This window comes from Flavobacterium magnesitis, from assembly GCF_041729735.1.
Classification (GTDB): Bacteria; Bacteroidota; Bacteroidia; order Flavobacteriales; family Flavobacteriaceae; genus Flavobacterium; species Flavobacterium magnesitis.
Window position 1 is genome coordinate 1 of record NZ_JBCFQK010000001.1, and the last position, 13,803, is coordinate 13,803.

Below are 13,803 nucleotides of genomic sequence, written 5' to 3' on the forward strand. Positions count from 1 at the left end.
GCAGAGAACAATTTTTTATACTCGTTTTTAGAAGCACAGATTAATTTCTAATAAAAAAGACTTAGTAAGACTTTGCGAAAACTTTGTGGTCTTTGCGGTAAAAAAATCGCTTTATAACTTATTTGTCTAATACTTCATAAGTGGAGTTCATACTTTTAAACTCAGGCACTATTTTTTTCATTTTAGTTACTATAGCCTCTTTTTTATGGAAATTAGCAATGGTAATCAATTCCTCAATTTCATCATGCAGAATTTCAAATTCTTCTTGAATTTCTTCGGCAATCATAATTTTGTGATGGTGAGTGGCAATAGTTTTTGCAGTATCGTTTAATAATTCTTCGTATAATTTTTCTCCTGGTCGTAAGCCTACAATTTTTATTTTAATATCTTCTTCAGGAATAAAACCAGCTAGTTTGATCATTTTTCGAGCCAAATCAATAATCTTGACTGGTTTTCCCATATCAAATATATAAATTTCACCTCCTTTTCCCATAGCTCCAGCTTCTAAAACAAGCTGACAAGCTTCGGGAATAGTCATGAAATACCTAATAATATCGGGATGGGTAATGGTTATAGGTCCACCAGCAGCAATTTGTTTGGTAAACAATGGCACTACAGAACCATTAGAGCCTAAAACATTTCCAAATCGGGTAGTAATGAATTTAGTGCTTTTAGCTGTCTTATTAGCATTTGATTTTAGTTGTAAAGATTGTACGTACTTTTCGGCAATACGTTTGCTCGCTCCCATTACATTACTTGGATTTACTGCCTTATCTGTAGAAACCATTACAAATTTTTTGACTTTAAACAAAGAAGCTAAATCGGCTATATTTTTAGTCCCTTCTACATTGGTCAAAATGGCTTGTGAAGGATTTTCTTCCATTAAAGGCACATGCTTGTAAGCGGCAGCATGATAGACTACCTCAGGATGATAATTACTAAAAATAGTATTCATAGCATCTTTATTTCTAATATCAGCTACTATGGTAGCAATTTCAACTTGAGTTTCTAAAACATTTAGTTCCAAACATAAATTATGTAAAGGGGTTTCGGCCTGATCTACTACTACTATTATTTTAGGTTTAAATAATAAAACCTGTCTTACTATTTCGCTACCTATAGATCCTGCAGCACCCGTTATTAAAATAGTTTTGTCTTTTAACTGCTTTGAAATAGCCTTTCCATCTAAAACAATCGGTTTTCTATCTAATAAATCTTCAATTTGTATTTTTTTTACTTTTTGAGAAATTTCTTTTTGATTTTCCCAATCGGTAATTAATGGTACTATATATACTTTGTAATTGAATTCTAAACACTGTTCTACTATTACCAGTCGCTCTTCTTTAGACAAACTTTTATCGGCAATAATCACTCCTTCTGCGTTTATAGAACGCATCAGTGTAGGTAATTTTTTCTTTAAAATTAAAATGGGTAAATCCATCATTCTCTTAGAAGAATTTTGGCTATTTTTATCTACAAATCCTACAATTTTAAATCGGGTAGGCACCTCTAATTTTAATGATTTTGCTACAGCTAGGGCATTCGCATCTGTTCCATAAATGATCGTACGAGGCAATTTAACATCATTCCTTTCCGAAAAAAAACGTTCAAAAACTTGTTTTATCACTACACGGTATAAAAACAAACTACAAAATGAAAGCACCATATTTATAAAAAGTGCAGTGTTCAAATAGATTTTATAACCATAAAAAGACTGAAAAACAAAATTTAAAGTGACAAAAAAAACTAAAACTGAAATTTGAGAAAACAATAATTTTATTGCATCAATATAGGATGAATGCCTTATGATACCTGCATAAGTTCTAAAAATCCAAAAAAAGACAACATTTACACCCAATAAAAAACAGATATAAGGAGCCTTATCATTAAGAGTGATATAACTTAAACCTAAACCATTAATAATTAATCTTGTAAAGAAAAAACTAATAATTAAAACCATTACATCTATTCCTACAACAATCCATCTTGGTAGATAACTCAAATTGCGGATAGTAGATAACAAATCTTTCCGAGAAAGAAAGCCCAGTAACATGCGTGTTACATCATCTTTAGTATACTTATTCAAAATATCTTATTTATTACTTTTTTTTTCAACTGTAAAAGTAGTACATAAAAAACATTCAAAAAACGTTTTTTTACAATCCTACTTTAAATAAATTCAAAATTACCGTTTCAATTCTGTCACGTTCCTCTTTAGAAAGATTGGAACCAGAAGGCAGACACAATCCATTCTCAAAAAGTTTACCAGCATTATCCCCTCCATAAAAAGAATACTTTTTAAATATGGGTTGTAAATGCATAGGCTTCATCACTGGACGGGATTCTATATTCTCTTCTAGCAAAGCTAATCTTAAATCTTCTCTGGATATTCCTTTTGTCAAGCTTGTCTCTATCAATATTGTAGTTAACCAATGATTCGAACAATAATCATCAGTGGGTACATTAAAAACAGTTACTCCAGCAATATTCTTAAACAAATTTAAATAAAATTGATGTACCTTTTTTCGCAAACCTAAATTTATATCTAAAACTTCCATTTGCCCCCGACCAATACCAGCGCTAATATTATTCATTTTGTAGTTATAACCTATTTCAGAATGTTGATAATGGGACACTCCTTTGTCTTGAGATTGTGTTGCTAAAAAAAAAGCTTTTTCCTTTAAACTCATTTTTTTTGTAATTATTGCCCCGCCTCCAGAAGTGGTGATTATTTTATTATTATTAAAAGATAAAACACTAATATCCCCAAAAGTTCCACATTTCTTACCTTTGTAGCTACTGCCCAATGCTTCGGCACTGTCTTCTAGGATAGGAATTGCATATTGATTTGCTAGCTTTCTGACAGCTTCAACTTGATATGGCATCCCATACAAATCAACAGCTATAATCACTTTTGGTCTTTTCCCTTTAGCAATACGATCAATTATTGCTTCTTCGAGTGCAACAGGACAAATATTCCATGTTTGTATTTCACTATCAATAAAAATAGGCGTAGCACCTAAATAAAGAATTGGATTTGCCGAAGCTGCAAAAGTCAGGCTCTGACAAAGTACTTCATCTCCAGGCTGAACTCCTAGTAAAATTAACCCCAAATGAATTGCTGCTGTCCCTGAATTTAAAACAGTTGCATATCCATCACCTAAATAAGCTTCTAAATCCCCTTCGAATCTATCAATATTATCACCTACAGAAGCAATCCAATTAGTATCAAATGCACCTTGAACGTACTTCAGTTCATTTCCTCCTAAGTAAGGAGACGAGAGCCAAATTTTATTTTTATGCACTTTTAAAGATTAAAATGAATCAGGAATTACTCAAAACTATTTTACGAATAATAAACTGACGGAAAAGCATATAAACAATTACTAAAGTAAATAAAATTCCAATGGAAAATAGTAAAGTTAAATTTCCCTGTGTATCCATATAAATAAGAAAAATATTTAATCCCAATTGTAGCACGGCATAAATACAGGAAACTAAAATATGGGATAACCCAATTTCATTAGCCAAATATTGATACAAATGAGAGCGGTGCGGTTGGAAAATGTTTTCTCTTTTTTTAACTCGGTTTAAGATGGTTATTCCAGCATCAATACCATAAATTGAAAAAAACAGAATAAAAGACAATTGCCCCGATTCAATAATTGTCTTCATCATAAAATAACCCAAAAAAAGTGCCATACTAATACTCCCTACATCTCCAGCGAAAGTTTTCGCTTTTTTTCGAACATTAAAAATTCCAAAAACAATACAAGACAATCCCATAGAAATCAATAATGGTAATTGCAACTGATTTAAAGGTAACAACGAAAAACTTATTATAGCTGTTAAAGCATATAAAACCGTTATTCCATTAATACCATCCATAAAGTTAAATGCATTGACCCAGCCAATCAGCAACACAAATAGTATGGGTAGCAACCACAAGGGTTCTGAAAACAAATTCAATTCATAAAAAACTAAAACAGCAGCAATTACATGCGAAAGAAACCGTGGTAACTGAGACAAAGGTTTGATATCATCAATAAAACTAACTGTTGCTACTAATACCACTCCCAACATCACTGACCAGCTTACAAAACCCATAAAAAAAGCGATAACTATGGCACAATAGGAAAAATGATTCCCCCACCTCGTAAAGTAATGGAAGTATGAGAAGATCGACTGTTAGGTTTATCGATAATATTATACTGATCTGCTATTTTAAAGTAAAGCAATTCAAGAACTAAAAACAATAAAAATAATATAAGGTATTGCATACTATAAAAATGATAATTTTGATTTTTCTGTATGAACAGAATATTGATAACACATAACTTATAACAGATAACTAATAACTTTTATGCTTCAACAAACTTAAAAGATAATCTCCATAACCCGACTTTTTTAATGGCTCAGCAAGATCTTTCAATTGTTGATCCGTTATAAATTTTTGCCTCCAAGCTACTTCTTCGATACAGCCTACTTTTAACCCTTGTCGTTCTTCAATAACCTGAACAAATTGCCCAGCCTGCATCAAACTATTAAAAGTTCCAGTATCTAACCATGCTGTACCTCGGCTTAAAATACCCACTTTTAATTTTCCTTTTTCTAAATAGACCTTATTTACATCTGTAATTTCATATTCTCCACGAGGGCTTGGCTTAATGTTTTTAGCAATTTCAACAACTGAATTATCATAAAAATATAAACCTGGAACAGCATAATTCGATTTTGGTTCCAATGGCTTTTCTTCTATCGAAAGTGCCTTTAAATCTTTATCAAAATCAACTACTCCATAACGTTCCGGATCTGAAACATGGTATGCAAAAACCACTCCTCCATCCGGATTGGTATTCGATTGTAACAATTCATGCATATTTGAGCCAAAGAAAATATTATCTCCTAAAACTAATGCTACACTATCATCTCCAATAAATTCTTCCCCAATCACAAAAGCCTGAGCCAGTCCATTAGGTATAGCCTGTTCAGCATATCTAAATTGACAGCCTATGTTTGAACCATCTCCTAACAGTCTCTTAAAATTTGGTAAATCATGAGGAGTAGAAATAATTAATATTTCATGAATCCCAGCCATCATCAAAGTAGATAATGGGTAATAAATCATTGGCTTATCATACACTGGCATCATTTGCTTACTCATGGCCAATGTTAACGGATGCAATCGGGTACCAGATCCTCCAGCTAAAATAATTCCTTTCATTTTTTTCTAATTTTACAAATTGATGCGAATTAAAACGAATCAATGCGAATTTATAATTCTTTTATACATAAGTGAAGACGTACCAAAATTAATTAGCATTCCTAATTTCATCTTTGTACATTTTAAATAATTTCGTAGCTGTGCATAAAAGATATCCGGAATATGAGACACAGCTTTTATCTCTAAAATAATAGTATCATAACAAACAAAATCTGCCCGATAGTACTTATTTAATTTCTCTTTATCATAATATAATTCCAATTTTAACTGTCTTTTAAAAGGAATACATTGAATTTTAAATTCTTTCTCCAAGGCTTCTTCATAAACGGCTTCTAAAAAACCTACTCCTAAAGAACGATGCACTTTCATACAGGCTCCAATAATTTTAAAGCTTTCATCTTTGTAAACTATCTTATTATCAGAATCCATTCGTACAATTCGTCTTAATTCGTCTCAATTCGCCTTAATTCGTATAAAATTCGTGTTAAGAATATTGTTTTTCATAATAAGAAGCATAAGCTCCAGAAGTAACATTATTCAACCAGTTTTCATTCTCTAAATACCAATTGATGGTTCTCTCCAACCCTTGCTCAAAAGTAACCGAAGGTTTCCATCCTAATTCTTTGTTTATTTTATTGGCATCAATTGCATAGCGTAAATCATGTCCTGGACGATCTTTAACATATGAAATCAATTCTACCGAAGTTCCTTCAGTTCTTCCTAATTTCTCATCCATGATTTTACAAAGTAACTTTACCAAATCAATATTTTGCCATTCGTTAAAACCACCAATATTATACGTATCGTGATTTTTACCTTTATGGAAAACCAGATCAATCGCCACGGCATGATCTTCCACAAACAGCCAATCACGGGTGTATTTACCATCACCATAAACAGGTAAAGGTTTATTTTGAATAATATTATTGATAAACAACGGGATTAATTTTTCTGGAAAATGAAAAGGTCCATAATTGTTAGAACAATTAGTCAAAACATACGGAAAACCATAAGTCTCTCCATAGGCTCGTACAAAATGATCCGAACTGGCTTTTGAAGCTGAATACGGAGAATTAGGGTCATAAGCCGTAGTTTCAGTAAACAAGCCTTCTGCTCCTAAACTTCCATACACCTCATCAGTACTGATATGGTAAAAACGTTTCCCTTCGTAATTACCATGCCATATTGCCTTAGCAGCATTTAATAGATTTACAGTTCCAATAACATTGGTTTTTACAAATGCCATCGGATCAGTAATCGAACGATCCACATGTGATTCGGCCGCTAAATGCAATACGCCATCAAATTGATGTTCTTCAAATAATGCATCTAAAAATGGAGCATCCACAATATCCCCTTTTACAAAAGTATAATTAGGTTCTTTCTCAATATCGGCAATATTTTCTAAATTTCCTGCATAAGTTAGTGCATCCAGATTAAAAATTTGATATTCTGGATATTGATTTACAAAACGTCTCACCACATGCGAACCTATAAAACCCGCTCCGCCAGTAATTAATATTTTTTTCATTTTATTTTTAATTTTACGAATTAATCCAAATTGACACGAATTAATCCGAATTTTTTAAATTAATTATTCTTTTATAAGTTAATGAAGTCGTACCAAAATTAATCAACATACCTAAATCCATTTGTGTACATTTCAAATATTTTTCAACTGTGCATAAAAAATATCCGGAATATGAGTTACCGCTTTTATTTCTAAAATAATACTATCATAACATACAAAATCAGCTCGATAATACTTATTCAATTTCTGATTATCATAATATAGTTCTAATTTCAGCTGCCTTTTAAAAGGAATATTTTGTATTAGAAATTCTTTCATTAAGGCTTCCTCATATACTGCCTCCAGAAATCCAGCTCCTAATGAACGATGCACTTTCATACAGGCTCCAATAATTTTAAAGCTTTCTTCTTTGTAAAGAATTTTGTTATCAGAATCCATTCGTATAATTCGTTTTAATTCGCATTAATTCGTTTTAAAATTCGCTTCAATTCGCTTCAATTCGCTTTAATTCGTAATAAATCCATGCAGCTTTTCAAACTTTCCTTATAATCAGGAACTTCAACTCCAAAAGTTGTTTTTATTTTAGTCTTATCCAGTAAAGAATATTGTGGGCGTTTGGCTGGCGTAGGATAGGCAGAAGATGGAATGCCACTGATAGCACAGTCGAAACCACCAATTTCCTGAATGGCCAGTGCAAACTCGTACCAACTGATTTCACCTTCGTTAGAAAAATTATATATCCCGGCTTGCCAGTTTTTATGAATCAATATGGTCATAATTGCCCTTGCCAAATCAGCTGCATACGTAGGACTTCCTATTTGGTCATTGACTACATTCAGGCTATCGCGTTCTTGCATTAAGCGGGACATCGTTTTAACAAAATTATTTCCAAAACTCGAATACACCCAAGAAGTTCTGATAATAATAGCATCCGGATTATTTTGCAAACAAATCTGTTCTCCTGCTAATTTTGTTACTCCGTAAACATTAATCGGATTAGGTTGGGCATTTTCAGTCAGCGCTGTTGATGCGGTGCCATCAAACACATAATCCGTAGAAACATGAATGAATTGACAATCATTTGCATGACTCCATTTGGCTAATACAGCCACTGAACGATGATTCAACACATCTGACAATTCCGTTTCCGTTTCTGCTTTATCTACAGCAGTATGTGCCGCACAATTAATAATAATCTGAGGATTAATAGTAATTAATGCATTTTCTAAATTTTCCAGATCACACAAATCCAGTTCCTGAAAATCGGTAAAAACCCATTCAAACTGGGTATAGCCTTTTGACAAAACCCGTAATTCCGATCCTAACTGACCGTTTCCTCCTGTTATAAGTATTTTTTTCATTTATTTCTAATTTTACGAATTCATCCGAATCGAAACGAATTAATATCTTTTTTGTTTTCCGCAATCCGCCGCGGTGGAAGCCGAAAATTATAACGTATAGGATAAGTAATCACGTCTTAATTTCTTTTCCCCTTTAGGGGCTAGGGGTAAGAAAAGAAATTCATCCCACAATTCACAAATCATTACCCCACTTACATCCGATAATCGTCGTCGTATTCCATTTATTCGGCAAAACCTTAACCGTATTATATATCCTGCTACTAAATCGAACATGAATAAAAGCTAACCACAAATCCTTATTCTGCAAGGGCTTAAGTTCAAAAACAATCTTACTTAGTCCAGCTTCTTTTTGCAAAACAATAGCATTACTATAAGAAGTCTCAAAAGTATCGGCTTCACAATTCCAATTCGAAATGGCAATTTGAAGATGCACTTCTGTAGCATTTTCTGGCCAGTCAATATGCTTTAGCGGATTAATATTTTTAAGGGAAATTGCTCTTTTATCCCAGTTAAAGGCAATCTTCTTTTTTAAAACAACACCTAACGGTCTGGCTTTGTTTCCTTCAAATCCTGTTAAAAACTTCAGAGCTTCTTTAGATTGTAATCCAGTTATTAATTGTCTCGAACCTCTGGGATGCAACTGGTCTTCTTTAATAATAGCGTGCAACAGTTGATTAGTTCTTCCAGCTATCGAGCCATCTTTAGCATGATCATAAAAGGCTTTAACTAGTTGTCGAAAAATACTTCCTTTTTTGGCACACAGACCAAAATCTTTACCATGTTGCTTTATCGGAATAAAAATAGGGTTCTCTCTAAAGCTCTTTTTAGTATTGCCCGTTTTCCCTCTTTCCCGAACAATATTACCGTCAGGAGTAATATAAAAATTCAAATCAGAAAGCGTCCCAGTAAGCTGAATAGGACCAAATGCTTTTGCCATATCTTTTTTCTGTTAAATATAAAAAATAAAACCTTTACTTTTAACAGAATTTTTAATACAATTCAGTAGCTTTTAATGCGTTTTGATACTCTTTCTCATTTTTTTTTCACAAATGAAGTCAATTCAACTGCCAGCCATCCCCTTACAACTCACACTTCACATAATTAAGATTAGATAAATTCGTCATAATTCGTGACAATTGGTATTTAAAACTCCCAATCAATGTCATTAAAACTTGGTAAAATCAAATCTTTCTCAGATACAATCACTTCGTCAGCCTCTACTTTCCAATCAATATTTAAAACAGGGTCATTGTATCGAATTCCTCTTTCACTGTCTTTGTGATACACCTGATCTACTTTATACAATACCGATGCAGTTTCACTCAATACCGAAAAACCATGAGCAAAACCATGCGGTACCATAAACTGTTTTTTATTTTCAGCACTCAATACCACGCATACATACTGCCCATATGTTGGGGAATTTTTACGAAAATCAACAGCTATATCCAGAATTTCACCTTCTAAAACACGCACTAATTTTGCCTGTGGAAAAGGGTTAATCTGCAAATGTAAACCACGGATTACCCCTCTTTTAGAAAAAGACTGATTGTCCTGAATAAAGTTGTAATGGATTCCGTTTTCTGCAAATTTCGTCTTGTTATAGGCTTCAAAAAAATAACCGCGTTCATCAGGAAACACGGTTGGATTAATGATAATTAAATCTTGTATAGCAGTTTTTTCAATGTTCATGTTAATTACATTTTTCCGAGGTTAATAATTTAATTCTAAAATAAATTTTAAATTATTACTCCCAAACAGTATCTTTTATTTCATCATAAACTTTCTGGACACCTTCTTCTAAACTTGTTTTAGCTTTCCATCCAAAACCATTCAATTTCGAAACATCCATTAGTTTGCGAGGGGTACCATCAGGCTTAGAAGTATCAGTAAAAATTTCGCCTTCAAAACCAACTATTTTTTTTACCAAGATAGCTAAATCTAGAATTGAAATATCTTCTCCTACTCCAATATTTACTAATCCGGATTCATCATAATTTTCCATTAAAAACACACATGCTTCAGCAAGATCATCTGCATGTAAAAATTCCCTTTTCGGACTTCCTGTTCCCCAAATAGTTACTGATTTATCTCCATTACGTTTAGCTGTAATAAACTTACGAAGCATTGCCGGTAATACATGCGAATTATTTAAATCATAATTATCGTTTGGCCCATACAAATTAGTGGGCATCACCGAAATAAAATTAGCTCCATATTGAGAACGGTAACCATCACACATTTTAATTCCAGCAATTTTAGCAATTGCGTAAGGCTCATTTGTTGGCTCTAATTCACCAGTCAGCATGTATTCTTCTTTTAATGGCTGTGGTGCCATTTTTGGATAAATACAAGAAGACCCCAGAAACATTAATTTTTTAACCTTATTCACATACGCCTGATGAATCACATTATTTTGAATCATCAAATTTTCATAAATAAAATCAGCTCTAAAGGTATTATTAGCAACAATACCACCCACTTTCGCAGCGGCTAAAAAAACATAATCCGGTTTTTCCTGAGCAAAAAAATCAGCAACTGCTTGTTGGTCTTTTAAATCCAACTCAGATGAGGTTCTTAATACAAAATTAGTATATCCTTCAGCCTTTAGTTGTCGTAAAATAGCCGAACCTACCATACCGCGGTGTCCGGCTATATAAATTTTATCATTTGAATTCATAGTATTATTTTCTTCTTTAAAGATAAATTACTTTTTAAAAGTGGAGCGAACTTCTTTTAACATCTTTTCTTTTTGAACATATACAATATCTGAAGCCATCATTTCTTCTACCAATCCTTTTAAATTATATTGAGGTACCCATCCTAACTGAGTTTTCGATTTTGTTGGGTCACCAATTAATAAATCTACTTCAGTCGGACGGAAATATTGTGGATCAACAGCAATTACTTGTTTACCGATTTCCAATTGATAATCAGGATTGCTACAAAAAGTAACATAACCTTTTTCATCTACTCCTTCACCTTTAAACTCAATAGCAATTCCTACTTCTGCAAAAGCCATACTAACAAAATCACGTACATAGGTAGTTTCTCCCATTGCAATAACATAATCTTCGGCTACATCCTGTTGCAAAATACGCCACATCGCTTCTACATAATCTTTAGCATGTCCCCAGTCACGTTGCGCATCTAAGTTCCCTAAATACAAGCAATCTTGTTCTCCTAAAGCAATAGCAGCTGTAGCCATGGTAATTTTACGAGTCACAAAGGTTTCTCCTCGACGGGGCGATTCGTGATTAAACAAAATCCCGTTACAAGCAAACATATTGTAAGCTTCTCTATAGTTTTTGGTGATCCAGAAACCATAAATTTTAGCCGCTCCATAAGGCGAACGCGGATAAAATGGAGAATGCTCATCATACAATCCTTTTTCATTTTTATTCTCAACCAAACCACCATACAATTCTGATGTAGATGCCTGATAGATTCTGGTTTTCTTTTCCAAACCTAAAAGACGCACTGCTTCTAAGATTCTTAGCGTACCAATACCATCAACATTAGCCACATATTCAGGAGAATCAAAAGATACCTTTACATGACTCATTGCTCCTAAATTGTATATTTCGTCCGGTTGTACTTCCTGAATAATACGAATAACATTAGTAGAATCTGTTAAATCACCATAGTGTAACTTCAAATTCACATGATCTTCATGTAAATCCTGATAGATATGATCGATTCTTTGGGTATTAAAAGAAGAAGCTCTTCTTTTAATACCATGAACCATATATCCTTTTTCTAATAATAATTCTGCCAAATAGGAGCCATCTTGTCCTGTGATTCCTGTTATAAGTGCTATTTTCATTTTTGTTTTTTATTTTTGTTTTTTATCCGAAGTTTAAATAGAAAAGCAATGATTTATTTTTTTATTATTTTACCTAATGTCAAAATGATAATTTTAAAGTACTCGCCCAAACCTTTATTTTTAATATACTTCATATTAAACTGAATCTTAGCTGGCATAATTTCCTCAATATAAACCTTTTCAGGATTTAAGACAGAGCCAAGAATTTCATTTTCATTTGCATATTCAATGGACGCATAATCCGTAATTCCGGGCCTAACTCTCAAAACCTCAAGCTGTTCTGCATTGTATAAATCAACATATTTTCTCACTTCTGGTCTGGGACCAACCAAACTCATATCTCCATTAAGAACGTTAAATAACTGCGGGAGTTCGTCTATTTTATACTTTCTGATAAAAAGCCCCGTTTTTGTAATACGGGAGTCATTTCCTCCAATTGTTATCAGTCCTGTTTTATCAGAACCTATAGACATCGAACGAAATTTGTACAAATTAAAATCTTTCCCTTGCTTCCCTACTCTATTCTGCATGTAAAAACCTCCTCCCTTACTCTCAAAAACAATTAAAAAATAAATTATAATGAAAATCGGAGAAAGAAATAAAATACCGAAAAAAGAAAATACTATATCAAAAAATCGTGTCATTAAAATTTAATTATTGTTTGATAAGCTTCCTTTACAGTATCAATTACAAACTTCACTTCTTCTTCCTGAAGTTGAGGATAAATTGGTAATGAAATTTCACAAGAATAATTTTTATAGGCTTGCGGGTAATCTTTAATATTATAACCTTGTTCCTTAAAAAAAGACAACATTGGCATTGGAATAAAGTGAACATTCACAGAAACACCTCTTTTAGAAATCTCGTCAATGATAGCATCTCGTTGTATCTCAGTAATATCATTTATACGCAAAGCATATAAATGATAAGATGATTCTTTTCCATTCTCTAACGATGGAGGTGCAATTGCCCATGACAACTGCTTGAAAGCATTATTGTATGTATTAAAGATTCGTTTTCTTTCAGCAAGCAATAATGGGTATTGACGTATTTGTGCCAATCCAATTGCTGCATTAACATCAGCCATATTAATTTTCATTCCTAAGCCAGTAATATCATATCTCCAGCCACCGGCTTTACTTTTCGAAAATGCATCTTTTGTCTGGCAATTTAAACTCATTTGACGTAAATAAGTATATAATTCTTTATTGTCAAAAGGCACAGGCAAATTCAAACAAATTGCACCTCCTTCTGCGGTAGTAACATTTTTAACAGCATGCAGTGAAAATATTGCAATATCAGTTTCGCTTCCTGTTGGAATTCCCTGTTTATAAAAAGCCCCGAGAGAATGTGCAGCATCATTTATAACTAAAATTCGTCCTGCTTTTTTTTGGATATCAGAAGTAGGAACAAATAAAGCTTTTATTTCTTCACTTGTTACTAATTGCATAATTTCTTCATAATCGCAAGGAAAACCAGCTATATCCACAGGAACTATTGCCTTTGTTTTTTTTGTAATTGCATTTTTTATTGCCTTAACAGAAATATTAAAATCTTCACAAATATCAACCATAACGGGTTTAGCTCCAGAATGAATAACTGCTAATGCTGTTGCGCTATAAGTATAAGCAGGCACTATCACTTCATCTCCTTCTTTTACTCCAAGCCATTTTAACATCATTATTGCTCCTGAAGTCCAAGAATTAACGCATAATACTTCCTTGGCTTTAGAGAATTTTTTAATTTCTTCTTCTAGTGCTTTTACTTTTGGCCCAGTTGTAATCCAACCAGACTTTAACGAATCAACAACTTCATCAATAATAGTGTCATCAATGAAAGGAGGGGAAAAAGGTATATTCAT

Annotated in this window: 14 protein-coding genes; all 14 read right to left on the bottom strand. The window is 32.9% G+C overall.

Features of this window, described 5'->3' with window-relative positions; genetic code table 11:
* Positions 1–118: 118 nt before the first annotated feature.
* Positions 119–2,053 carry a polysaccharide biosynthesis protein gene (locus AAGV33_RS00005; RefSeq protein WP_373390214.1) on the bottom strand — a complete coding sequence of 645 codons (1,935 nt, stop codon included), beginning with the start codon at positions 2,051–2,053 and terminating at the stop codon, positions 119–121.
* A gap of 103 nt (positions 2,054–2,156) precedes the next feature.
* Positions 2,157–3,305, bottom strand: a complete 1,149-nt coding sequence (locus AAGV33_RS00010) for a DegT/DnrJ/EryC1/StrS family aminotransferase (protein WP_373389863.1) — start codon at positions 3,303–3,305, stop codon at positions 2,157–2,159.
* A 19-nt stretch (positions 3,306–3,324) separates the two neighbouring features.
* Positions 3,325–4,107, bottom strand: coding sequence for an MraY family glycosyltransferase (locus AAGV33_RS00015; protein ID WP_373389864.1), 783 nt, complete (start codon positions 4,105–4,107; stop codon positions 3,325–3,327).
* 244 nt (positions 4,108–4,351) lie between these two features.
* Entirely contained in the window at positions 4,352–5,224 is an 873-nt protein-coding gene (gene rfbA / locus AAGV33_RS00020) for a glucose-1-phosphate thymidylyltransferase RfbA (RefSeq protein ID WP_373389865.1), read from the bottom strand.
* Positions 5,225–5,263: 39 nt separating this feature from the next.
* Positions 5,264–5,653, bottom strand: a complete 390-nt coding sequence (locus AAGV33_RS00025) for a GxxExxY protein (RefSeq protein ID WP_373389866.1) — start codon at positions 5,651–5,653, stop codon at positions 5,264–5,266.
* 55 nt (positions 5,654–5,708) lie between these two features.
* Complete coding sequence (gene rfbB, locus AAGV33_RS00030) at positions 5,709–6,755, bottom strand: dTDP-glucose 4,6-dehydratase (protein ID WP_373389867.1); 1,047 nt, start codon at positions 6,753–6,755, stop codon at positions 5,709–5,711.
* A 132-nt stretch (positions 6,756–6,887) separates the two neighbouring features.
* Positions 6,888–7,193 (bottom strand): GxxExxY protein, encoded by a 306-nt coding sequence (locus AAGV33_RS00035; RefSeq protein ID WP_373389868.1) that lies wholly within the window; start codon positions 7,191–7,193, stop codon positions 6,888–6,890.
* Positions 7,194–7,249: 56 nt separating this feature from the next.
* On the bottom strand, positions 7,250–8,116 hold the full coding sequence (rfbD, locus tag AAGV33_RS00040; protein WP_373389869.1) for a dTDP-4-dehydrorhamnose reductase: 867 nt from the start codon (positions 8,114–8,116) through the stop codon (positions 7,250–7,252).
* Between the two features lie 172 nt (positions 8,117–8,288).
* Entirely contained in the window at positions 8,289–9,053 is a 765-nt protein-coding gene (locus AAGV33_RS00045; RefSeq protein ID WP_373389870.1) for a hypothetical protein, read from the bottom strand.
* Between the two features lie 206 nt (positions 9,054–9,259).
* Complete coding sequence (rfbC, locus tag AAGV33_RS00050) at positions 9,260–9,808, bottom strand: dTDP-4-dehydrorhamnose 3,5-epimerase (RefSeq protein ID WP_373389871.1); 549 nt, start codon at positions 9,806–9,808, stop codon at positions 9,260–9,262.
* Positions 9,809–9,863: 55 nt separating this feature from the next.
* Positions 9,864–10,796 carry a GDP-L-fucose synthase gene (gene fcl, locus AAGV33_RS00055; RefSeq protein WP_373389872.1) on the bottom strand — a complete coding sequence of 311 codons (933 nt, stop codon included), beginning with the start codon at positions 10,794–10,796 and terminating at the stop codon, positions 9,864–9,866.
* Positions 10,797–10,823: 27 nt separating this feature from the next.
* Entirely contained in the window at positions 10,824–11,942 is a 1,119-nt protein-coding gene (gmd, locus tag AAGV33_RS00060) for a GDP-mannose 4,6-dehydratase (protein WP_373389873.1), read from the bottom strand.
* A 53-nt stretch (positions 11,943–11,995) separates the two neighbouring features.
* On the bottom strand, positions 11,996–12,586 hold the full coding sequence (locus AAGV33_RS00065; protein WP_373389874.1) for a sugar transferase: 591 nt from the start codon (positions 12,584–12,586) through the stop codon (positions 11,996–11,998).
* Complete coding sequence (locus tag AAGV33_RS00070) at positions 12,586–13,803, bottom strand: DegT/DnrJ/EryC1/StrS family aminotransferase (RefSeq protein WP_373389875.1); 1,218 nt, start codon at positions 13,801–13,803, stop codon at positions 12,586–12,588. Before AAGV33_RS00070 ends, AAGV33_RS00065 begins: the two co-directional genes overlap by 1 nt.